We start from the raw sequence: 22,546 nt of genomic DNA, 5'->3' as shown, positions 1-22,546 counted from the left end.
GGATCGATCAGATCATCGGCGCCGTCCCCGACCCCACGGACGGACCGGCATGAACGCGTGCCCGGTTCACCGCATCGAGGGCCGGTTCCTGGCCCGCTCACGTCAGCGGAGCCTCCGCGAAACGTACGGCCACTCGCGGCCGAACGGAGCGGCCATCGCCCGAGCGCCGACGTTCCCGCCGTCCACCGGCCCGACAGGGCTCGGTGAACCGCATCCGGCCCGGAGGCGCCGGGCAGACGGGCCGGCCGCTCCCCGCTGTTACCCCACCCCCTCGGAGGAGAAGCGAATGAAGTCTGAACTCCCCGGCCGCCGAAGGCCGTCGAGGCCTTTCCTGGCCGCCGTGGCAGCCCTCGTCGCGGTCATCGCGATGGCGACCACGATGACCGCGGGCACCGCGTCGGCGGCCAACGGTTCCGCGATCACCGCCACCGCGTCCGGCCGCTGCCTGGACGTCATCGGCGAGCGGACCACGGCCGGTACCGGCATCAACATCTATGACTGCCACGGCCGTGCCAACCAGACCTGGACCTACACCACGACGGGTGAACTGCGCGTCTACGACGGCACGATGTGTCTCGACGTGGTCGGCCAGTCCACCGCCGTCCCGGCGAGGCTGCAGATCTACACCTGCAACGGCGGCGCCAACCAGCGGTTCACCGTCAACAACGACGGCACCATCACCGGTGTGCAGTCGGGGCTCTGCCTCGACGTCTCGGGCGCGGGCACCGCGAACAGCACCCCGGTGGCCCTCTACACCTGCAACGGCCAGAGCAACCAGCAGTGGCGGACCACGGTGGCCGGCTCCGACACCCAGGCGCCGACCGTGCCCGGCAATTCCCGCGTCAGCGGCCTGGTCTGCGACGCGGTGACGTTCGCGTGGGACGCCGCGACGGACAACGTGGGCGTGGCGTTCTACGACGTCTACCACGACGGTCAGCTGATGAAGTCGGTGAGCGGAAGCACGCTGTCGACCGGCCTGACCGTCGTCGGCGGGGTCCCGTGGGGGCTGTACGTCAACGCGCGGGACGCGGCCGGCAACGTCTCCCAGGCCAGTGCCACCGTTCGGATCACCCCGCCGCAGTGCCAGGCCGACACCCAGGCGCCCACCGTGCCCGGGCAGTTGACCGGCTCCTCCTCCGGTACGACGGTCACCCTGAACTGGTCGGCCGCCACCGACAACATCGGGGTACGCGCCTACGACGTCTACCGAGGCGGTACCAAGGCCGGCTCGGTCGCCAGCACCGGTACGTCCGCCCCGGACACCACGTTCACCGACAGCGGGCTCGCGGCGAACACCACGTACGCCTACTACGTGGTGGCGCGGGACGCGCAGGCCAACGTCTCGGCGCACTCCGCCACGGTGTCCGTCACCACCGGGGCGACCTGCGGCAACGCGGTCTGCGCGGTGACCCGGATCGCGACCGACACCGACATCCCGTGGGGCCTGGCCACGCTGCCCGACGGCACGGTCCTCTACACCCGCCGCGACGCGCACGACATCGTCCACCTCGACCCGGCGACGGGCGCGAAGACGACGGTCGGCACCGTGCCCGACGTGGACGGGACGGACGGCGAGGGCGGCCTGACCGGCCTGGCCGTGGGCCCCGGTTACGCCGACGACCACTGGCTGTACATCATGCACACCTCGCCCACCGACAACCGGATCGTCCGGATCAAGCTGACCGGCGACCGGCTCGACACCGCCACGGAGCAGATCCTGGTCAGCGGCATCCTGCGCAACAAGTTCCACGACGGCGGCCGGCTGCGGTTCGGCCCGGACGGCAAGCTCTACGCCACCACCGGCGACGCGCAGAACGGCGACAACGCGCAGAACCTGAGCAGCCTCAACGGCAAGATCCTGCGGCTCAACCCCGACGGCACGGTCCCCTCGGACAACCCCTTCGGCACCTACGTGTGGAGCTACGGCCACCGCAACCCGCAGGGCCTGGCCTTCGACTCCCAGGGACGCCTGTGGGAGCAGGAGTTCGGCAACTCCGTCATGGACGAGACGAACCTCATCACCAAGGGCGGCAACTACGGCTGGCCGGCCTGCGAGGGCACGACCGGCACGTGCGGCACCGCCGGGTTCATCGCGCCCAAGCAGACCTACAGCACCGCGGAGGGCTCCTGCTCCGGCATCGCCGTGGTGCGGGACGTGCTCTACGTGGCCTGTGAACGCGGTACGCGGATGTACCGCGAGGTCATCTCCGGCACCGAACTCACCAACGTGCAGACGTACTTCAACGGCACGTACGGCCGCCTGCGCACCGTCGAGCCCGCCCCCGACGGCGGGCTGTGGCTGACCACCACCAACGCCGGTGACAAGGACAGCATCGCCGACAACAGCGACGAGCGGATTCTCCACGTCACCCTCGGCTGACCCGGGCCGACGCCCCGCACGAGCCGCCCCGGCCGCACCACGGCCGGGGCGGCTCAGTGTGCCGCGGAGGACCCCGCCGTGGGCCGGGGGAGGTCCGGCGAGCCGATGGCGTGTCGTAGAGGCGCGTACGGAGCTCACGAAAAGAGCGGGAGATGCCCGGTGGCGGTCCGGGCACGTCCGATGCCCCATGGTGTGGTGCGCCCGCGCCCAGGGAGGAACGCGTGGCCCGTGCCACACCACGGGGCATCGTGGCCGACGCCGCAGCTGCCAGCCGTCGTCCACGCCCCCCACGGACAGGACGCCGTCGGCGTAACGGTGGTCCGGCCCCGGGGGCCGCCGTCCGGGCCGGCCTTGAGCGGGTCGGTTGGGGACGGTCCGGACGGTGGCCCCCGGTCGAGGAAAACGTACAAGGCCGGGTCCGGACGCTCCAGGGCATCACCGAGCGCCGTGTCCGGCCGGGCACGGGGGCTGCCCGAACCTCCGGCCTCCGGCGTGGCCCTTCAACGTCCGGAGAGGAGTTCAGAGGGCGAGCGTTTCGGCGGCGAGCCGCTCGCGGCGCTCGTGAGCCCGGACGAGGTCGGCGAGAAGCCATTCGGCGGTGTCGGCAGGCGCACGGTCGATATCGGCCATCGCGGATTCCAGGGCGGGGTGGCCGGCTGCCTTGATCCGCCCGTACACGGCCTCGTGCAAGGGGGTTCCGGGATGGAACGGACGCAGCAGGGCGGTTTCGGCGCTTTCGCGCCAGACGTCGATGCCGGTGCGGGCGTCTCCGACCGCGACGACGTAGGCGTGGTGCGCGGCGTGCCAGGCCGGAGCGGTACTGAGCGCCTTCCACCGCCGGTCGACCAGCCGCAGCAGGCGGTCGCGCTCTGTGCGGGCGGCCTGCTCGCGTGCCAGACGGTCCCGGACGTCGACGTACCGGGCGGTGGTGTCCATCAGGGCGACGAGCCGTGTCCCCTCGTCGTAGAACTCGGCGGCGGTAGCACGGGGACGGCTCGCGTTCCAGCGGGCCAACGCCCTGTCGAACTCCGCTTCGGCGGTTTCGTCCCGACCGGTGAAGCCTTCGATGTCCAGCGGCCCGACGCCGAGCACCGCAGGGCCTTTGGACCGGCGGTCGGGCCCGATGCCCTGCGAGCGCAGGGCCGCGTAGACGGTCGGGCGGCTGACGCGGGCGGCCTCGGCGAGTACGGGGATGCTGGTCTCGCCCGCCTGCCACGCAGCGGCGATCAGCATGTCGCGGCGGGCGGTCCGGAAGTTCGCGGCCCAGTCGCGCAGCGCTTCCGTCGCCGCTGCTCGTGTCCTGCTCACGCCGCGACCTCCAGTTAAGCAGATTGACTTGTAAGGTCATTTTACAGAGGTCTTCTCCCACCGTTCCGGATGCGCCTCGGCCGCCGAGGCGCCCGGCCCCGCGGGCGGACCCGCGCCATCACGGCGGAACGATGAGGGACCCCTCCGCGGGGCGCGGTTCGAGCGGGCCGACCCCGTGCCCGCGGGTGCCGACGCGATCCCATGCGTCCGGCGTACAGCCCAGGCCAGTATGCGGACGCTCCTCCGCCCTGCGATGCACCGCATCCGACGCCGCGCACTGATCCACCACGGACCACGGGACAGCCCTTCGGCGGCCGCCGTGGTGATCGCCGGCAACACTTGAACACCCTTGCCCGGGAGTGACGAAGCGTGTTCTCTTGATTCCGATCGTGTGCGGGCGGGGCTGAGGCGTGTCGTCGAAGTGCCGTCGTCCGGCCGGAGGCCGGGCCAGGCGCCGCTCGGCAGAAGGCAGTTGGACGACCGCACCCTGGGGGACATCGATGGCCGAAGGTACCGGGCAGCTGCTCGCCATCAGCGACCTGCACATCAGCTACGCCGAGAACCGTGCCCTGGTCGACCGCATGGTGCCCGCGTCCGACGACGACTGGCTGATCGTGGCCGGGGACGTCGCCGAGACCGTGGCCGACATCAGCTGGTCCCTCAAGACGCTGGCGAGCCGCTTCCGAAAGGTCGTCTGGGCCCCCGGCAACCACGAACTGTGGACCCATCCGGAGGACACCGTCACCCTGCGCGGCGTCGCACGCTACGAGCATCTGGTCGAGGTCTGCCGCGACTTGGGCGTGGTCACCCCCGAGGACCCCTACCCCGTGTGGGACGGACCCGGCGGCCCGGCCGTCGTGGCACCGCTGTTCCTGCTGTACGACTACAGCTTCCTGCCGTCGGGCAGCACCACCAAGGACGAGGGACTGGCCTACGCACACAGGACCGGCGTCATCTGCAACGACGAGTTCCTGCTGCACCCCGACCCCTACCCGAGCCGCGAGGCCTGGTGCCGGGACCGGGTGGCCGCGACCGAACGCCGGCTGTCCGAGCTCCCCGAGGACCTGCCCACGGTCCTCGTCAACCACTACCCGCTGCACCGGCACCCCATGGACGTCCTGTGGTATCCGGAGTTCGCCATGTGGTGCGGCACCGGACTGACCGCCGACTGGCACCGCCGGTTCCGGGTGGCCGCCATGGTCTACGGCCATCTCCACATCCCGCGCACGACCTGGCACGAAGGCGTCCGCTTCGAAGAGGTGTCGGTGGGCTATCCCCGCGAGTGGCGCAAGCGCGCGGGTTCGCCCGGCATTCCACGGCGCATCCTCCCGGCGAAAGGAAACGGCCGATGATCGAGGAACTGCTCCCCGACCCGGTGGTGGTCGTCGAGAGTTACGGTGACGACGAAGCCGACCAGGGCCCCCTGTATCCCGGGGAACAGGCGGTGGTCGCGCAGGCGGTGGTCAAGCGGCGCCGGGAGTTCGCCGCCGTACGCACCTGCGCCCGCCGCGCCATGGAGAAGCTCGGGGTGCCACCGCAACCCATCCTGCCCGGTGAACGCGGCGCCCCCGGCTGGCCGGACGGCCTGCTCGGCAGCATGACCCACTGCGACGGCTACCGCGCCGCAGCCTTGGCCCGCGCCACCGACCTGGCCTCTCTCGGCATCGACGCCGAACCCCACGGTCCGCTTCCGGAAGGCGTCCTGCTCAGCATCGCGCTCCCCGCCGAACAGGGGCGCCTGGCCGGCCTCGCCGCCCGGCGGCCCGAAGTGCACTGGGACCGCCTGCTGTTCAGCGCGAAGGAGTCCGTCTACAAGGCGTGGTTCCCGCTGACGGGGAAGTGGCTCGGCTTCGAGGAGGCGGACATCGAGATCTACGCGGACCGTACGGACCCCGGGGTGGCGCCGCACGGCCGCTTCCGTGCCGAACTGCTCGTCGAGGGGCCCCTGGTGGGCAGCCGGCGGCTCAAGCACTTCGAGGGGCGCTGGATCGCCCGCCAGGGTCTGGTCGCCACCGCGGTGACGATCCACCACACCTGATCCGGCCGGCCGGTTCATGGGCGCGCCGGGCCGCGTCGCCGACGTGGGGAAGCGAACGGCGTTTGACGGCGGCCTCGTTCTGAAGTCCGCCCGCTCTAATCGGGCTTCACCACGCGCGGCCGTCCGTTCAGTTCCTGGGCGAAGTCCTCCCAGATCCTGGCGTTATGACGGGAGAGCTGAATGATCAGCTCGGCGCAGTGCGAGGGCACCGAGGCCACTATGTCGGCCATGTCCTTCGCACCCAGAACGTTCTCCTTGAACATCCGCAGCAGCCGTCGCCCCAGCTCACTCTGGCGCAACGACGGGTCACGCATGAGCTTTTCGAGCATGGCGGCGCTCTGCGGCCCGATGACGGCGGGGTCCTGCTCCGGAAGAGCCCTCCCGGCTCCCGTGCCGACGCTGCCGGGGCTCACCTGACCCGAGACGGGATCGTCGCCCCGTTCGAGCCGCCGGCGCACGTCGAGCGCCGTCGCCGGCGAGACCCCGGCCCTCCGGGCCAGTTGGCGCAGGGAGGCCTCCGGGTTCTCCCGGATCAGCTCCGCCACCCGCAGCCGCCCCTGGGCGCCGTTCAGTGGACGGACCTTGCCGTCGCGCCCTATGCGGACGTCCGACTCCGGTACGGAGTCCGAAGAGCGCCGCAGTTCCGCGACCGCCCGGGCCCCGAGGCCGGTGAACTTCGCGATGGCCCGGTCCGACATGCTGGGATGCGACGTGAGAATCCGGAATGCCGCCGCGGTGCGATCCGCCTGAGTCAGCGGCAGACCGTGCTCGGGGTTCGCCCCGACCGCCTTCAGGAAGGTCTCGTCGCTGCTGCCGTCGAGGAACTCGACGACTATGACCTCCAGCCCTCTGACCGAGGCAGCCATCAAGCGATGGATCCCATCGACCACCCGCATTGATTTCCGGTCGACCAGTATGGGCGGGAGTGGACTCTCCAGCGCCGCGAGCCGAATGACACGAGTCTTGTCCTCACCCTCGAGTGCGGGTGGATCGCCGGGCAAGAGCTGCACGATCGGGATCGAGACAAGTCTCGGCCCGTCATCGGGAAAATCGGTCACTCCGGTCGAGAGCATCTCGCCGACGACGCGACCCATACTGCACCCCCATGAATAACACGACGAGTTATCTTCAGTAGAGATGAAGCAAGTTTTGCTCTATCGATTCCGGCCGCACTCCTGGACAATCACCCGGGCGAGTCCGAAAACCGCCCACCAAAACCCCGCGGCCATTCAATTCCGAGATGCCGGATCCTTGGAGTCCAGCCCGACCCAGGCTAACAGCCCGCACTGCGTCGCGGCGGAAGACCATTCAGCTTTGCGAGGTCTTTAACCGCCGGTGAATCGCTCGACGTCACGCTCGGTAGGCACCCTGGAGTCAGGCATATTCCCTATGTATCCCCGAGCCGACCCCGGTGAAACAATGGACTTCGCTCTGGAGGCGCTGGGCCGAGCGATTTGAAACAGGCCATCCAGGCCATAGCGGACAGAATGCGGCACACCGGCGGACCGGCCGGCTCCATCCATGCCGCGACGAAATACCCCGGACCACCCGTACGTATAATTTCGACCAGTTCTCCATATGGCCCGGAATTCGAGGAAATCCGAAACCGGCCCGGATCCTCCTGATCGGCCGGCCCGGACCCTCCTGATCGGCCGGCCCGAGACCGGGACGACCGGCAGGACGGGCGTCGGGAACCGCCCATCGACGACTCGGCGACAACCGCCGATCACCTGCATGACCGGCACCACCCGGCGCCGAAGAACGAATGCCGCGAGCACGGATGTGCTCGCGGCATTCGTCGTCATCGGCCGGTGGTCACACGGTCCTGCTGAGGCGGTCGGCGAGCAGCGTGGCGAAGCGCGCCGGGTCGGCCAGATCGCCCCCCTCCGCGAGCAGGGCGGTGCCGTAGAGCAGCTCGGCCGTCTCCGCCAGATCCGGGTCGGCGGCTCGCTGCTCGTACGCCGCCTTCATCCCGCTGACCAGCGGGTGTTCGGGGTTCAGCTCAAGGATGCGCTTGACCGGCGGGACCTCCTGGCCCATCGCCCTGTACATCTTCTCCAGGGTCGGCGTGAGACCGTCCGCGTCACTGACCAGGCAGGCCGGCGAGCTGGTCAGCCGGGTCGTCAGACGTACGTCCTGGACCTCGTCGAGCGTCTCGTTGAGCCAGGTGAGAACGGCCGCGTACGCGCCGGCCTTCTCCTCGCCCGGCTCCTCCTCGGAGGGCAGGTCGACCGCACCGCGTGCGACGGACTGGAACTCCTTGCCCTCGTACTCCCGCACGGTCTCGACCCAGATCTCGTCGACCGGGTCGGTGAGCAGCAGGACTTCGTACTCCTTGGCCTTGAACGCCTCCAGGTGCGGGGAGTTCACGACCTGTGCGCGGCTCTCGCCGGTCATGAAGTAGATCTTCTCCTGGCCGTCCTTCATCCGGGCGACGTAGTCGGCGAGACCGGTGGGCTCGTCGCCGACAGTGGAGGCGAACGACGCGATGTCGAGGATCGCCTTCTGGTCGTCCGTCCCGTCGAGCAGGCCCTCCTTGACGGCGGGGCCGAACTCGCGCCAGAACGTGCGGTACTTGTCGGTGTCCTTCCTCATCAGGTCCTTGATCGTCGAAAGGACCTTCTTGGTGAGGCGGCGGCGGATCAGCTGGATGTGCCGGTCCCGCTGGAGGATCTCGCGGGAGATGTTCAAGGACAGGTCGGCGGCGTCGACGACTCCCTTGACGAAGCGGAGGTAGCCGGGCAGGAGGTCGCGGCTGTCGTCCAGGATGAATACGCGCCTGACGTACAGCTGGATGCCGTGGCGGGCGTCGCGCTGGAAGAGGTCGTGCGGGGCGCGTGCCGGGATGAACAGCAAGGCCTCGTACTCGAAGGTGCCCTCGGCCCGCATCTGGATGATGTCGAGCGGGTCCGTCCAGTCATGGCTGATGTGGCGGTAGAACTCCCGGTACTCCTCGTCCTTGACCTCCGACCGCGGCCGTGCCCAGAGGGCCTTCATCGAGTTGAGGGTGTCGTCTCCCATCCGGATGGGGAACGAGATGAAGTCCGAGTACCGCTTGACGATCTCCCGGATCTTCCATTCGTCGGCGAAGTCGTGCAGCGCGTCCTCTTCGTCGGCGGGCCGCAGGTGCACGGTCACGGACGTACCCACCGGCAGGTCGTCCGCGGCCTCGATGGTGTACGTGCCGTCGCCGTCCGACTCCCAGCGCACACCCGCCGCCTCACCGGCCTTGCGCGTGTGCAGGGTGACCTTGTCGGCGACCATGAAGACGGAGTAGAAGCCGACCCCGAACTGGCCGATGAGCTCGGCCGACTCCTTGTTCTCGCGCAGCTTGCGCAGGGCTTCGGCAGTACCTGACCTCGCGATGGTGCCGATGAGGCCCACCACGTCGTCGCGCGACATGCCGATGCCGTTGTCCCGCACGGTCAGGGTGCGGGCCTCCTTGTCGGCCTCGATGGCGACATGCGGGTCCTCGGCGCCGAGGCTCTCGTCCGTGAGCGCGGCGAGGCGCCTCTTGTCGAGGGCGTCGGAGGCGTTGGAGATGAGTTCGCGGAGGAAGATCTCCTTGTTCGAGTAGATCGAGTGGACCATCAGCTGCAGGAGCTGTCGCGTCTCGGCCTGAAACTCCAGCGTCTCGGTGGTCATGGTTTCCCTTCGGGTCAAGAAATTGATCTGCGCGACACCCACACTTCCAGGGGCCGAGAAGGCGCGCACATGCCGGTACCCGACCCCGGCCGGGCGAGGTCGGGCCGGCTCGAACCCGGTCCCCGGCCGCACTCGGCTTCATCAGCGACAGTACCGGGGACAACTGGCGGGCGTTCGGATGTGGTTGAGGCTGGTCTCCACGAGGAGAATCCCTCCTGCGGCAACCTCGCCCCCGACGTCCGTGCGTACCTGGGCGAGGACGGCGGCGATCTCAGCGCCTACCTTCTCCGTCGCCCGCCGCGTACCCGTGCGTGTCGCGTCCGTGCCGCGCCCGTGGCGCCCCCGTGCCGCGTCCATGTCGCGTCCGGGTGGCGTCCGGGTGGCGTCCGGGGGGGCGTCACTCCGCCACGTACGTGCACTGGGTCCATACATAGACCCGCAGTTCGCGGTCGTCGACGAGGGTCGTCTCCGTACTGGCCTCGAAATGTTCGTAGCGATTGCCGTTCAGCACCTTGACCTTGCCCACGCTGGGGTCCGCGAGGAAGCGGAGCCGCTCCTCGTCCGGTATCGCCAAGCGAGAGCCGCCGCTGAGGAACACGTTGGGAGCGCCGTTTTCGTCCATGATCATCCTCACTCTGCCGTTTCTGCACTTGCCCTGAACTTTCGGGTCCAGCACCTGCGGTTCCGGCCCCTGCCGGGACCCTCACCGCGGGATGTTGCCGTGCGTTCCGCGCCGGCGAGCAGCGCCGGCGAAGGCGTTTGAGCCATGGGCATACGGCTCTCCGGTCCGGCCCCGGCACTCACCGGCCCCGGCTGGAGAACTGTGGGCAGTTCCGCCACGGTCGGCCCGTCCCCTTCCTGGGGGTGGCCGGCTCGATGGGATCGCCCGAATTGACTCGGACATGACATGTTTGGATGTGTGTTGGAGCCCAGGGGCGGACAGGGCCGACGCTCACGAGGGGTGCTCGGCTCGGGTGCTGCGGGCCCTGGTCCTCAGGACGGTCCCGTCCGGGGGTCAGTCCTCGACCCAGCCGTGCCGGTTGCCCAGCACCGCGAACTGTGCGCGCACGATATTGATTTGATGACCTGTCAGTTCTGGCACGGAGGTCAGCAGCAGCTCGGTCACCTCGCGCGTGAACTCAGCCGAGCTGAGCACGTCGCACATCGGCTCCTGGCCCTCCGGCACGGGCGCGGCAACGGCCGTGCGCCGCGGGGCCGGTACGGCGGTCGCCTGGTCCGAGGGGATCTCCGCGTCGTGGGCCAGCCGCACCTTGGACGCCTTGAGCCCCCGGTCGCCATCCTCGATCACGAACTCGACCATGAGGCCGGCGCGCACGGTCGCCTCGGGGATGAGCAGGTCGTTCACATGGAGGAAGACATCCTCCCCGCCACCCTCCGGTGCGATGAAGCCATAACCGTGCATCCCGTCGAACCGGATCACTCGACCAGCAGCCATCCCGAACCCTCACTACTCACACACCGCTCAACACCTTCGCACGATCCTAATCGCACCCTGTTCCCGCGTCACGATCGCAGTTGAACACTTCGAAACCCCCATGCCTCTTCCGCAAGCCGGCGACTCCGCGGCGAGGCCTGCACCGGTCACGCACCGGGCCGGCGGGATCGGCGTGCGCGACACCGGCCTGCCCGGCGGCGTAGGCGTCACGAGGCTCGCCGGGTGACCATCCCGCACCGCCCGAGGCGGGAGTTGGGACCTCGGTCGCCCTCCGAGGTGATTCGGACCATCCTGACGTGCCGTCAGTCCTCAAGGCCAACTCGCATGTGCGTTGCACGGGACGCTGAAGGACAACAATGATCAGCAGTGACGGGTGAAGGTGGATATTCGCGGCTCACCCGGCCTGCTGAGATGTCGTGCCCCCTTGGCCTTCCGGGGGGGGGCTTCTATGTTCTTCGTCAAGCGTCCGGGCGGCCTCTGCCCGGGGTTCGGTCTTCTCTGTGGGGCGTGAGACTGTCTGGTTGTGCCAGAGATGACGAGTGGGTTGCAGGCGGCCTTGGCTGAGGCGTCGTCTCCTTCGTGGACGCAGCGTGTTCGGGCCGGGCGCGACCTCGCTTCCTTCGCTGATGTTCCTGTGGCTGCGGAAGCGCTGGTGAGGTTGCTGCTGGACGTCGAGGACACGGCGGTGACTCGAGAGACGGCAGAGGCCCTGGCCCGGGTGGGGACAGTGGCCGCCGTAAGGCTCATCGCTCTCGCGGTTGCGGAGGGCGACGGCAACCAGGCTGACTGGCTGCAGACCGGGGTGCATGACGCGCTCGTGGGACCGGACGGTGTCCCCGACGTCGCGGCGACCTGCGCGAATCTTGCCCGGGACCAGGAAGAAGCTGTCCGGCGGGCTGCCGCAGATATCTCGGCGTGGACAGACGGCACAACGCGCTGACCTGAATCGATTTGCCTGGCGGCATGATTTATGCCGCCGTCGCTAGGGGGAGGCGGGGTTCGTAGAAGGTTCCGTCGCGGAGCATGGCGAACAGGACGCTGATGCGCTGGCGGGCGAGGCGGAGGAGGGCTTGGGTGTGGGTTTTGCCGCGGGCGCGTTGCTTGTCGTAGTAGGTCCGGGAGGCGGGATCGGCGTTCATGCAGGCGAAGGCGGACAGGAACATCGCGCGTTTGAGCTGCCGGTTTCCGCCTCGGGGTGCGTGTTCGCCGTGGATCGAGGTTCCGGACTGCCGGGTGGCCGGGGCGAGGCCGGCGTAGGAGGCGAGGTGGGCGGCGGTGGGGAAGTTGGTGCCGTCGCCGACGGTGGTCAGCAGGACTGCGGCGGTCCTGACGCCGACGCCGGGCATCGAGGTCAGGACCTGGGAAAGAGGGTGGGTCTCCAGCAGGGTGTTGATCTGGGCTTCGAGGGCCCGGCGCTGTTCGTGGACAGCGGTGAGTGAGCGGGCCAGGGACGGGACCACGACGTCGAGGGTGCCGGTGCCGGGAACGATCACGGTCTGCTCGTCCAGCGCGTCGAAGACGTCGTCGATCAGCCGTGCGGCCATGCGCGGGGCTTTCGGGCGGATCAGCTCGACAAGGCGGCGTCGGCCGGCTTTGCGCAGGGCGGCCGGGGACCCGTAGCGCTCCAGGAGCCAGGTGACGGCCTGGTGGTCCAGACGGGGGCCCAGGACACGCTCCAGCGACGGGTGGAACTGGGTGAGCAGGCCGCGCGTATCCGGTTGCTGGTGCGGGTGGCCTCGGCGGCCAGATCCTGGTCGAAGCCGGTCAGGACAGTGAGCTCGGCAGTGATCTCGTCGGTCAGTTCGAGCGAGCGCAGGGTGTGGGGCAGAGTCCGGGCGGCGTCCGCGATCACCGCCGCGTCCTTGGCGTCGGTCTTGGCCTCGCCGGGGTAGAGGTCGGCGATCCGTCGCATGGCCAGGCCGGGCAGGTAGGCGACGCGGCAGCCGGCGTCGCGGGCGACGGCCAGGGGCAGCGCGCCGATGGAGGCGGGCTGGTCCACGATCACCAGGACGGTGCCGAACTTCGCGGTCAGCTTGTCGAACACGGCCCGCAGCTTCGGCTCGCTGTTGGGCAGTGGCTTGTCGAAGATCTTCTTCCCGGCCGGGGTGAGCCCGTGCCCGTGATGGGCGGACTTGCCGACGTCCAGGCCGAGGAACACGCCCACGTCTTCGATCTCGAACATCGCGCCCTTCCAGGGGAGTTGGCGGTGCCAGCCTCGGCTCGGGTGTCGTGCTCGCGCATCCACGTTATGCAGACCTGCCGCCCGCGAACTGTCCGGCATTGCGCCGGACCGGACGGTGGCCGGACCTCTCATCACCGGCTCCGACGAACACCCCCGGACCCGGTGACACCACCCCCCAGGTCATCCGTTCGACAGGGGGACACAGTCATGCCGGGCCAGGAGGCCAGCGGCCCCGTTGCAGGACCGCGAAAAACATAACGGGGGCACGACACCCCACCCGTCAGATGTCGCGGAAGAGACCAGTCGCTTATGTTCGTTTCCTTGGTGCCGGGCGCGACGAAGGTGCGTGGCGCCCGGGTGGGGTTGCATGGTCCCGTAATCGATCATGGCAAGAATGCGTAAGCAGTGTCAACGGAGTTGTGGAACTGCTGAAGTTCGAATTTGCGTACGCATCTCGAGACGTGTGGCCATCGAGAAAGTTTCTGTGTGGAGGGGAGCCCACGACGTGAGGACCGGTGGCGTTGTCGCGCCGGTGAGGGACTCTTCGCCCACAACTCCGTTCGCGATCATTGGCTTTGTGGAGGCTGTCCGGGACGAAAAGGCGAACATCGTGGTGCGGGAGCCACATGGTCAATAGGGGGGTTCAGTGCAGTACTGAACTGATCCAGTCTGTCGCCTGCTCCGGCGTGGTGCGGGTGTCGACGCCGAGGACATGGACGGTGCCCAACAGGCCGTTGGGGCCCCGCACCCGGAGGATGCGCTGGGCGTTGCCGCCCGTCCGGGGGTGGACGATGACGGCGATCGGGTCTTCGGCAGGCCCGTAACCGCCGCCGTAGGTAAGGAGCTGGTGGACGTCGTCCGCGCTCACCCCGTGCCGGTCGTAGCGCTTGTACTTGGCATCCACCGGCAGCAATCTGCGGTGTGCCGTGCCGCGTGCCGGGAGGCTGAGCAGAAGGTCGGGCCGGAACGTCGAGGTGTTGCCCAGGTCTCCGCGGACGATGATGCCGGCGCCGTTTCCGCCGGGTACGGCGTGGCCGCCGCGAGGGCCGACGGCCTCGGTGCCGAGACGGCGTACGACGGCTTCCCAGAGCGCTGGCATCCTGAGCAGGAGGCCGTCCGCCGTGGCGCCTTGGTCGGCGAGCAGGTCGCTCACGCCCCCGCCGCGCAGCAGCAGGCGGGCCCAGGTGTGGGCGTGGCGGTAACGGGCGTTGAGGCGGGTGTAGTGGGTGCAGTCCAGGGCGCGGAGCGCCGCTGCGGGGGTCGGCGCCTCTGGGAAGGCGCCAGCGATGTCGTGCAGGGCGCGCGCCAGATCCGGGTTGGTGGTCGGACCGAGTGCCGCCTTCAGCGCGCTCCCCAGAACGCGGTTGTCCCAGATGTCCGCCTCCCGGTCGAAGGTGCGCATGTGTAGCTGGTCCAGCTGCCCGTAGCGCCGGGTGGCCTGGGCGGCGACGTCCAGGCGTCCCCGGAGCACCGAGTCGACGCTCCGGCGGCGTACGTAGTCCCGGCGCAGGCCCTCCCGCAGCAGCCGCTCGCACTGTTCGAGCAGGGCGGCGGCAATCAGGTCGGCGTAACCGTCGGGGCCGGTGGCCCAGCGCCTCGCCGTCGCCGGGACGGGCGCAACGAGGGCGTAGGCGAGCCAGCTCATGAGCTGCTCTCCCGGAATGGCGAACTTGGGGGAGATGACCACGCGGACGCGGTCCAGGACCAGGACGCCGACGGTCGCGTCGGCCTTGAGGCGCCAGCCGGTGCGCTCCCTGCTCAGGGTGAGGCAGCCCCGTGCCTGAAGGGCCTGCAGACGGTCTATGTCCCGCGGAGTGAGTTGGCCGGGCTCCAGCCGGGCGAACTCGTACTCGCCGAGAGGGACCGGGACGCGGTCAGGCATCCGGGCCGGGAGCGCCGCTGGTGAACTCGGTCGCCAGCGCGTCCGCCAGATCCTGCGGCGACATGAGGCGCGCACGTCCGGTGTCGGCGTCGACCAGGTCGCCGAGGATCAGGTGCAGTAGTTCCGCCCGGCCGAGGCAGTAGTCCTCCAGGAGCGGGACCACCTCGTGATGGAAGGCCGCGGCCAGGTCCTCCTCGGTGGCGATGGGCGCACCGTCGCGCAGCAGGTAGGCATGCCCGATCTGGTGGTCCGCGTCGAGATCACGGGCGATACGGCCGTTGAGGGACTCGAAGAACGCGGCCAGGTCCAGGGGGCCGACCGTTCCGGAGACGGCGTCCGGGTCCGGTCCTACGGGCAGGAAGGCGAAGCGGCGGCGGACTGCGGCGTCCAGGTGGCTGATGCTCCGGTCGGCGGTGTTCATGGTGCCGATGATCCGAACGTTCGGCGGGACGGAGAAGCGTCGCTTGCTGACGGGCAGAGCGACCGGAAGGTTCCGCTTGTCGAGTTCGAGGAGTGTGATCAACTCGCCGAAGATACGCGGTAGGTCACCGCGGTTGATCTCGTCGATGACCAGCAGGAACGTCTGGTCGGGATGGGCGGCAGCACGGCTGCACAGGCTGTGGAACAGGCCGTCCGTGAGCGCGAGGGTGAGTCCCGGGCCGGTGGCGCTCAGGTCCGGTTTGAATCCCTCGACGAAGTCCTCGTAACCGTAGGAGGGATGGAAGGTGATCATGCTGACCCGGTCGCCGTGTAACATCTCGGCTTGTGCAAGGCCACGGTGACGGGCGTCGGCACCGAGCGCGTCCGCGCGGCCGTCCAAGGCGAGGGCGACGCCGAGTGCGAGGCGTGTCTTGCCCGTACCGGGCGGCCCGTGGAGAATCACTTGCCCCTTGCGCTCCAGAGCGTCCATCACGGCCTGTACGTCCTCGGGCAGCGCGACCGGAGTGGTCTGCGGTGCTCGGATCACGTCCACACCCGACGCGCCCTGGGGTGCGATGAGCCGCGCGAAGAGTGCCGGGTCGACCTTGGCGAAGGTGGACCGCCACTGCTTCGGTTCCGACAGCTTCCGCGCGTGCGAGAGATCCCAGTCCACGGAGACGACGTGCTGGAACTCGGGCCGGTCCGCTTCGAAGCGGTAACTCCCGTTGACCGTGCCGATGGCCAGGACCTCGTCCGTACCTCGGTTGGCCACGATCCGGTCGCCATCCTCCAGGTCACGGAAGGCCATCAGTCGGCGCGCGAGGGTCAGGCTGCCCCCGCTCCTACGGGGCCAGTTCCTGTCCAGGGCCTGCTTGAGATCGGTGTCGCTCTGGTAGAGGCCGAGGTCTCCGAGCTGGTCCCATCCGACCCGGATGACTCCTCCCGCGCGGCACTCCTCCCACAGCCGGCCGCGCTCGCCGGGCGCGATCTTCCAGACGGTGCGCTGCTTGGACCGCGGATCGAAGTGCGCGTAGAGGAAATGCATCACTTCGTGCCTGGTCCAGCCCTCGAACTCCGCGCGAGAGCGGACCAGTTCCAGCAGCCGCCGATTGCTCCCCCAGGCCGGAACATCACCTTGCGTCGAACCGCCCAGCAGCGTGACGAACCGGCGCAGGTGCTCTCCCGCGTAAATCGGCAGGAAGTGCTGCGGGAAGTAGGTGGCCAGCGACTTCGTCACCAACGTCGGTCCGTATCGCAGTACTTCGAGGTCGTCCAGCGCCTCGAAGTCCCCTGACCCGACGGCGTCGAAAGCCCGGACGAACTGTCCGCGCAGTTCCGCCCAGGCGTCCTGTGGGTCCATCCCCCGCAGGGGCGCGGCCAGCCGCCACTCCCCGGAGACGTGGTGGTACATGATGTGCTTCGCGGCACTTCCGCCCTTGATGCTGCCCAGGTGCGGAGTGCCGAACTCCATCAGCCGGCAGTATGTCGGCCCCGCTCCGGGCGGCGCGGCCTGTCCGAGGGCGTAGCGCTCCAGCGGCAGCTCCGCCCAGTCCTCCAACGGAAACTGGGACAGCACCTGCTTGCGCTCGTCCTCGGCAGCCGACGCGGCCTCCGCCACGGCGCTCCGGTCGAACTCGGCCGCAGCCGTGCGCACGTCCACCCCGTTCGTCATGGGAGTCATGATGCCGGACGGCGACGCAGTGGTCTCCGCGTCCGGAAAAGTCGGTCGACCTCCTGCGTGTGCGCCACAAGGGCTGGCACGATGGGCCAGCACCGCGAGGCCGGATCTCGGGCGGCGTGCACGACGGCGACGGGAGAGACCGTGCAGGACTGGATCTACATCCTGAATCCGAACAAGGACACCCTCGACGGGGAGCCGTCCGACAAGGAGACCGTGCGCCGCCTCGCCCATCAGGATCCCGAACTGGACCTGTGGCTCAGCCGACGAAACCGCATGAACCCGGGAGACCGTCTATGGGTCTTCTTCAGTCAGCCCGAGTCGGCGGTCGCCGCGGTGGCGGAGGTCGACGGAGAGCCGGAAGGGGACCCCGACGACCCCGACTTCTCCTATCGGGTGGATGTGACCCTCCTGCCCGGCCCCACGGATGCCCTGTACGCCGACCCGGTGAGCCGGGACGAGCTGGAACTCGGCCAGGTACGGTCCGTGCAGAAGGTCAAGCCGGGAGCACTGAAGACTCTGCTGGCGAGGGCCGGTCTCTGACGGGGCGGTCGCGTGCGGGACGGTTACCAGGGCTCCAGCTCACGATCGGCTGGTTTTGTGTGGGGCAAAAGTGTTTCCTGAGCACGGGTGTTCAGTGCCACCAGCTTGTCAGCGCTGCGGTCGACGAAAAAGACGAACGCCTTGGCCGAGTCGGCGAAGGCCGCTGCCGGGCGGCTGATGCCGGATGTCGTGATCACGATGAGCCGCTTTGGTACGTCATCGCCGGCAGCCGCGGCAAGGCCGTTCAGCCGCTGCACCTCGGACGTGCACAGACTCTTGGCACGGCTGTGCCACTCGATGTGGAACGCGTCGGACCGGATGGGGACTTCGGCGTCCCCCTCTACGACGTCCCCGAAGCCGAATGCCACCAACTGGTCGAGAACCGTTTCGGTGATGTGCCGGGGGCTGGGCGAGTGCGGCGACGTCCTCGGCTCGGCTTCCTCGTGGAACTGATCGATATCGAGGCCGAAGTTCCTCGGCCACTCAGGCGGAGCTGCTTCGCCCGCGAAGAGGGACTCCTGCAATGCGGATCGGTACCCGGCGGTAGCCGGTTCCCCACGATCGGTCGGCGCGCACGGCACTTCCACGTCCCAGGCCTTGAGTCCCTTGCCGAGCACGTCGGCGATGTCCGCCACCGAGGCCTGCGCATGGGGTACTCCTGGTCCCGGCCGCGTGCTGCGCCACAGATTCCAGCCCAGATCGACACGGCTCCACGCCTCGCATTCATCGAGGTACACATCCACCAGCCAGCCGAGGGCAGGCTTCAGCGAGACGCGGACGAACGCATCGGAGAGCTCGGCCTCGACGAAACAGCCGTCGCGTCCGCCTACGATGTCGAGTTTCGGCGAGTGGCGGGGGCCGTACGGGAGGTAGCCATTCCCCGCTGCCACGCGCCGCACTCGCACACCGCGGGCGTCCAGGAGGTCGGCCAGCATGGTCATGTCGGACGGCTCGCTCTCGTTCCAGCGCCACGGTGACGGAACCGGTACGGCGGTGAGGTGCGCCGAGGCCACGGCGTGCAGGGCGTCGACGAGCACCTCGTCGGGCGTGTCTAGCGGCCAGACGGACGGCGCACTGTTCAGTACGGGATCCATCACCGCCCAGACGATCGAGTACCCCATGCGTACCTGCGCCAGAGCGACCGAGCGCTGACCGGACAGTGTGACCCTCAGATGCATCAGAAGGTTCGCGTCGTCGAACCGCACCCGGTCGGTCAGCTCGGGATGACGGTCGCACAGGGCCTGCTCCAGGCTCTTGAAGTGCATGTGTCGAGCGAAGGCGGCAACCATGTCGCTGGGCGGGAAGGGCAAGGGAGGCACTCCTTTGTGTGGTGGTTAGCGGTGGCGTTGGGGCGTTGCCGGGAACGCCACGAACCGCTGACGGAGCGTAGGCCGACCGGATGCCGTCACTCAAAGCGTTCGGCCGTCCTCAACGGCATTGGCCACCGGATTGGCCGGATGCAGTCGGCGGCTCCTCGCCGTGCTCGGCGATCTCCGCCCAGACAGTCTTGCCGGAGGGCGGGCGAGGGTCGGTGCCCCAGCGGTCGGCCAGGGCCTCGACCAGGAGCAGACCCGCGGCCCGACTCGTGGTCCGGGCCCTGGCCCCGGGGGATTTCGGGGCGGCGCTCGCCCTTCGTGTCGCTCACCGCGATGCGTAGGGTGCCGGCCGCGTCGTCCTGCGTCAGCACCAGTAGGAAGTCACGCCCCTGGACGCGGCCGTGCAGCGCCGCGTTCGCTGCCAGCTCCGCGACGACGTGCGAGGACCCCACGACCCGCGAGGTCGCCTTCCGGCTCACGGCCGGCCCCTTGCGGGAGTTCGCCGAACTGGCCCGCCGCGAGGGCAACAGGCATATCCCCCACTTCCTGGTCATCGACGAGATCAACCGGGCAAACCTCGCCAAGGTCTTCGGTGAGCTCTACTTCCTTCTCGAGTACCGGGACCGTTCGGTCCGGCTGACCTACTCGGACGAGGACTTCTCCCTGCCACGCAACCTTTCATCATCGGCACCATGAACACCGCCGACCGCTAGATCGCCCTCGTGGACGCGGCGATGCGCCGGCGGTTCGCCTTCGTCGAGCTGTCCCCACGCATCGAGCCGACCCGTGGGCTGCTGCGCAGCTGGTTGAAGGCCAAGGAGAGAAATTCTGAGCCCGCGGACCTGCTGGACGCCCTCAACGCCCGTACCGACGACCGGGACTTCCATATCGGGCCGTCGTATCTGATGAAGCCCGGCGTCTTCCGCGAGGGGGGACTGGAACGGACATGGCGGACGAAGATCCTCCCGTTGCTGGAAGAACACCACTACGGCGATGACGTGGACATCGAGCGCCGGTACGGCCTGCCGGAGCTGCGCAAAACGCTGGCAGCGCGGCGGCCCTCCGCGGAGCCGGATGAAGGGGCCGACCCGGAGTGACGCCCGTCGTCTCGCTCGTCGAGCACGCTCCTGCACGGTCGTTCCGACTGCCGGATGCCGTGGGCCACGCCCTGGCCGCCAAGAAGATTCTCGAAGAGGCCGGTCCGGCCCCCTACGAATCGGGCGTCTGGCGACTGCGTGCGGGGAGCAAGGTCGGGGCCGTCACTCTGGCCGTTCCGGGCGGTGAAAGCGTCACGGTGCGTATCACCCCCAAGGTGCCGGTCGCCCGCCTCTTCTTTCTGATCGGATACTGCAGCGACCCGCGTGCATGGCGGGACGGCAGGGTGGAGCTGGCTGAGCACGACGAGCTGCTTCCGGCGCTCGCCCACGCCGTCGAGCGTCAGATCGACCGCGCACTGAAGCAGGGCCTGCTCCAGGGCTATCGGACCACCGAGGAGTCGTCCCATGTCGTACGGGGGCGGCTTTGCGAGGCCGAGCAGATCCGGCGCCGATTCGGGATGTCCCTCCCTGCGGAGGTGACGTTCGACGAATTCACCGCAGACATTGCCGAGAATCGCCTCCTACGCGCGGCCGTTGATCGTCTCCTCCGCCTGCCGGGCGTCCCCGCAGCCGTACGCGCCCGCCTGACCCACCAGCGGTACCGGCTGTCCGATATCACGCCGCTTGTACCGGGTCAGGCACTTCCCGCATGGCGACCGACGCGGCTCGACGCCCGCTATCACGCGGTGCTCCACCTCGCAGAGGTGGTCCTGAAGGGATCGTCGACCGAGCACCTGCCCGGCCGACTGCGCATGGGCGGATTCCTCGTCGACATGAGCGGTGTCTACGAGGACTTCGTCTGCAAGGCGCTGCGGGAGGCAATGCGTGCCCACGGAGGAAGGAGTGCCCTCCAGGCGCAGAACATTCACATGGACGAAGGTGAATTCATTCGTCTGAGACCAGACTTCGTCTGGTACGGAGACTCCGGGATTCCTATGGCCGTTGCCGACGCCAAGTACAAGGCCCGCAGGAATCGGGGATTTCCGAACGAGGACCTGTATCAGATACTGGCCTACTGCACGGCCCTTGGGCTGACCGAGGGACATCTGGTGTATGCGAAGGGCGGCGCTCCACACACCAGCCACCGCGTGCGACACGCGGGGACCGTGCTCCACCAGCATGCGATCGACTTGGACCAGCAGCCCGCGGGACTGCTTGCCGAGATCGGCGCGTTGGCCCGCCGCATGGTTCACGGATCAGCACAGTCGAGTACAGGACGGCCGTCCTCTGGGCGTTTCTCGGATACCTGAGCCGCTGGTCGTGATGTGCAGTCGCGCATCCTGAGCACCCAAAGGCTGGATGAACCGGGCCTTCTCCGAGTGGGTGGCCCGGAGACCTACAGTCTCCGCCCGGCTCAAAGTCCTAGAGAAGTCCCACAGTCGCTGCGAACCCCCTCCTGAGCTGCGTATATGCAGGTCAGGAGGGGGTTGGTGTCGCTTTCGCCGAAGGCGGTCAGATGTCCCGGAAGATCTCGATCTGCGCCCCCACCGAGTTGAGCCGCTCGGCCAGGTCCTCGTAACCGCGGTTGATCACATAGACGTTGCGGAGTACGGAGGTCCCCTCGGCCGCCATCATCGCGAGCAGCACGACGACAGCCGGACGGAGGGCCGGCGGGCACATCATCTCGGCGGCGCGCCAGCGGGTCGGGCCCTCGACGAGGACGCGGTGCGGGTCGAGGAGCTGGAGGCGGCCGCCGAGGCGGTTGAGGTCGGTCAGGTAGATGGCACGGTTGTCGTAGACCCAGTCGTGGATCAGCGTCTGGCCGTGCGCGGAGGCCGCGATGGCCGCGAAGAACGGCACGTTGTCGATGTTCAGGCCGGGGAACGGCATCGGGTGGATCTTGTCGATCGGCGCCTCCAGCTTGGAGGGCCGCACGGTGAGGTCCACCAGCCGGGTACGGCCGTTGTCCGCCGCGTACTCGGTGGTACGGGCGCAGTCCACGCCCATCTCCTCCAGCACGGCGAGCTCGATCTCCAGGAACTCGATCGGCACCCGGCGGATCGTCAGTTCCGACTCCGTCACGACGGCCGCGGCCAGCAGGCTCATCGCCTCGACCGGGTCCTCGGAGGGGGAGTAGTCGACGTCCACGTCGATCTGCGGCACGCCGTGGACGGTCAGGGTCGTCGTACCGACCCCGTCCACCCGTACGCCCAGGGCCTCCAGGAAGAAGCAGAGGTCCTGGACCATGTAGTTGGAGGACGCGTTGCGGATGACGGTGGTGCCGTCGTGCCGGGCGGCGGCGAGCAGCGCGTTCTCGGTCACCGTGTCCCCGCGCTCGGTCAGCACGATGGGTCGGCCGGGGGTGATCGTGTGGTCGATCTGCGCGTGGTAGAGACCGTCCGTCGCGGCGATCTCCAGGCCGAAGCGGCGCAGCGCGATCATGTGCGGCTCGATCGTGCGCGTCCCGAGGTCGCAGCCGCCGGCGTACGGCAGCTTGAACTGGTCCATGCGGTGCAGCAGCGGACCCAGGAACATGATGATCGAGCGGGTGCGGCGCGCGGCGTCGGCGTCGATCGCCTCCATGTCCAGCTGCGCGGGCGGCACGATCTCCAGGTCCACACCGCCGTTGATCCAGCGGGTGCGTACTCCGATGGAGTTGAG

Annotated in this window: 15 protein-coding genes and 2 pseudogenes; 7 read left to right on the top strand and 10 right to left on the bottom strand. The window is 68.8% G+C overall.

Annotated features, from left to right (window positions below):
* Positions 1–340 precede the first annotated feature (340 nt).
* Positions 341–2,380, top strand: a complete 2,040-nt coding sequence (locus ACWCSV_RS30495; protein ID WP_451147728.1) for a PQQ-dependent sugar dehydrogenase — start codon at positions 341–343, stop codon at positions 2,378–2,380.
* Positions 2,381–2,899: 519 nt separating this feature from the next.
* Here ACWCSV_RS30495 and ACWCSV_RS30490 read toward each other — a convergent pair.
* A complete protein-coding gene (locus tag ACWCSV_RS30490; RefSeq protein ID WP_451147726.1) occupies positions 2,900–3,688 on the bottom strand; it encodes a hypothetical protein in 789 nt (262 codons plus the stop codon).
* A 500-nt stretch (positions 3,689–4,188) separates the two neighbouring features.
* Here ACWCSV_RS30490 and ACWCSV_RS30485 point away from each other — a divergent pair, with 500 nt between their 5' ends.
* On the top strand, positions 4,189–5,040 hold the full coding sequence (locus ACWCSV_RS30485; RefSeq protein WP_451147724.1) for a metallophosphoesterase family protein: 852 nt from the start codon (positions 4,189–4,191) through the stop codon (positions 5,038–5,040).
* Complete coding sequence (locus tag ACWCSV_RS30480) at positions 5,037–5,726, top strand: 4'-phosphopantetheinyl transferase family protein (RefSeq protein ID WP_451147722.1); 690 nt, start codon at positions 5,037–5,039, stop codon at positions 5,724–5,726. Before ACWCSV_RS30485 ends, ACWCSV_RS30480 begins: the two co-directional genes overlap by 4 nt.
* A 95-nt stretch (positions 5,727–5,821) precedes the next feature.
* Here ACWCSV_RS30480 and ACWCSV_RS30475 read toward each other — a convergent pair whose 3' ends face one another.
* The 4 genes from ACWCSV_RS30475 to ACWCSV_RS30460 all read right to left on the bottom strand — a co-directional run bounded on the left by ACWCSV_RS30475 (position 5,822) and on the right by ACWCSV_RS30460 (position 10,827).
* Positions 5,822–6,820 (bottom strand): transcriptional regulator, encoded by a 999-nt coding sequence (locus tag ACWCSV_RS30475; protein WP_451147720.1) that lies wholly within the window; start codon positions 6,818–6,820, stop codon positions 5,822–5,824.
* Between the two features lie 721 nt (positions 6,821–7,541).
* On the bottom strand, positions 7,542–9,371 hold the full coding sequence (gene htpG, locus ACWCSV_RS30470) for a molecular chaperone HtpG (protein WP_451147718.1): 1,830 nt from the start codon (positions 9,369–9,371) through the stop codon (positions 7,542–7,544).
* Positions 9,372–9,768: 397 nt separating this feature from the next.
* Complete coding sequence (locus ACWCSV_RS30465; protein ID WP_451147716.1) at positions 9,769–9,993, bottom strand: DUF5988 family protein; 225 nt, start codon at positions 9,991–9,993, stop codon at positions 9,769–9,771.
* Positions 9,994–10,386: 393 nt separating this feature from the next.
* Positions 10,387–10,827, bottom strand: a complete 441-nt coding sequence (locus ACWCSV_RS30460) for a cold-shock protein (protein ID WP_451147714.1) — start codon at positions 10,825–10,827, stop codon at positions 10,387–10,389.
* Between the two features lie 652 nt (positions 10,828–11,479).
* Between ACWCSV_RS30460 and ACWCSV_RS30455 the strand changes: the two genes are divergently transcribed.
* Complete coding sequence (locus tag ACWCSV_RS30455) at positions 11,480–11,767, top strand: hypothetical protein (RefSeq protein WP_451147712.1); 288 nt, start codon at positions 11,480–11,482, stop codon at positions 11,765–11,767.
* A 28-nt stretch (positions 11,768–11,795) separates the two neighbouring features.
* Here ACWCSV_RS30455 and ACWCSV_RS30450 read toward each other — a convergent pair.
* The 3 genes and pseudogenes from ACWCSV_RS30450 to ACWCSV_RS30440 form a co-directional block, all read right to left on the bottom strand.
* Positions 11,796–13,009, bottom strand: a pseudogene (locus tag ACWCSV_RS30450) (IS110 family transposase).
* A gap of 643 nt (positions 13,010–13,652) precedes the next feature.
* A complete protein-coding gene (locus ACWCSV_RS30445) occupies positions 13,653–14,891 on the bottom strand; it encodes an McrC family protein (protein WP_451147710.1) in 1,239 nt (412 codons plus the stop codon).
* Positions 14,884–16,983 carry an McrB family protein gene (locus ACWCSV_RS30440; protein ID WP_451147708.1) on the bottom strand — a complete coding sequence of 700 codons (2,100 nt, stop codon included), beginning with the start codon at positions 16,981–16,983 and terminating at the stop codon, positions 14,884–14,886. The genes ACWCSV_RS30445 and ACWCSV_RS30440 overlap by 8 nt, the downstream gene beginning before the upstream one ends.
* 150 nt (positions 16,984–17,133) lie before the next feature.
* On the opposite strand from ACWCSV_RS30440, the gene ACWCSV_RS30435 reads away from it, so the two are divergent.
* Positions 17,134–17,532: a hypothetical protein gene (locus ACWCSV_RS30435; protein WP_451147706.1), complete on the top strand. Its 399-nt coding sequence runs from the start codon at positions 17,134–17,136 to the stop codon at positions 17,530–17,532.
* A gap of 23 nt (positions 17,533–17,555) precedes the next feature.
* On the opposite strand, the gene ACWCSV_RS30430 is transcribed toward ACWCSV_RS30435, so the two are convergent.
* Entirely contained in the window at positions 17,556–18,797 is a 1,242-nt protein-coding gene (locus tag ACWCSV_RS30430; protein WP_451147704.1) for a hypothetical protein, read from the bottom strand.
* Positions 18,798–19,289: 492 nt separating this feature from the next.
* Between ACWCSV_RS30430 and ACWCSV_RS30425 the strand changes: the two are divergent.
* Together ACWCSV_RS30425 and ACWCSV_RS30420 are read left to right on the top strand one after the other, a co-directional pair.
* A pseudogene (locus ACWCSV_RS30425) lies at positions 19,290–19,945 on the top strand (AAA family ATPase); the annotation flags it as partial.
* Positions 19,942–21,195 carry an McrC family protein gene (locus tag ACWCSV_RS30420; protein WP_451147702.1) on the top strand — a complete coding sequence of 418 codons (1,254 nt, stop codon included), beginning with the start codon at positions 19,942–19,944 and terminating at the stop codon, positions 21,193–21,195. The pseudogene ACWCSV_RS30425 and the gene ACWCSV_RS30420, both read left to right, overlap by 4 nt.
* A gap of 202 nt (positions 21,196–21,397) precedes the next feature.
* Here the strand turns inward: ACWCSV_RS30420 and ACWCSV_RS30415 are convergent.
* Positions 21,398–22,546: UDP-N-acetylglucosamine 1-carboxyvinyltransferase (locus tag ACWCSV_RS30415; protein WP_451147700.1), on the bottom strand; the 1,149-nt coding region annotated here is incomplete at its 5' end.

The sequence above is a fragment of the Streptomyces sp. NPDC001770 genome (assembly GCF_053596135.1).
The sequence above is the reverse complement of the archived record's forward strand: the minus strand, read 5'-3'. Positions and strand labels throughout refer to the sequence as shown.

Coding starts and splice junctions, on each gene's coding strand:
- ACWCSV_RS30485 (WP_451147724.1), top strand. CDS start 4,189: ATGGCCGAAGGTACCGGGCAGCTGCTCGCCATCAGCGACCTGCACATC.
- ACWCSV_RS30480 (WP_451147722.1), top strand. CDS start 5,037: ATGATCGAGGAACTGCTCCCCGACCCGGTGGTGGTCGTCGAGAGTTAC.
- ACWCSV_RS30475 (WP_451147720.1), bottom strand. CDS start 6,820: ATGGGTCGCGTCGTCGGCGAGATGCTCTCGACCGGAGTGACCGATTTT.
- htpG (WP_451147718.1), bottom strand. CDS start 9,371: ATGACCACCGAGACGCTGGAGTTTCAGGCCGAGACGCGACAGCTCCTG.
- ACWCSV_RS30465 (WP_451147716.1), bottom strand. CDS start 9,993: ATGGACGAAAACGGCGCTCCCAACGTGTTCCTCAGCGGCGGCTCTCGC.
- ACWCSV_RS30460 (WP_451147714.1), bottom strand. CDS start 10,827: ATGGCTGCTGGTCGAGTGATCCGGTTCGACGGGATGCACGGTTATGGC.
- ACWCSV_RS30445 (WP_451147710.1), bottom strand. CDS start 14,891: ATGCCTGACCGCGTCCCGGTCCCTCTCGGCGAGTACGAGTTCGCCCGG.
- ACWCSV_RS30440 (WP_451147708.1), bottom strand. CDS start 16,983: ATGACGAACGGGGTGGACGTGCGCACGGCTGCGGCCGAGTTCGACCGG.
- ACWCSV_RS30430 (WP_451147704.1), bottom strand. CDS start 18,797: ATGCACTTCAAGAGCCTGGAGCAGGCCCTGTGCGACCGTCATCCCGAG.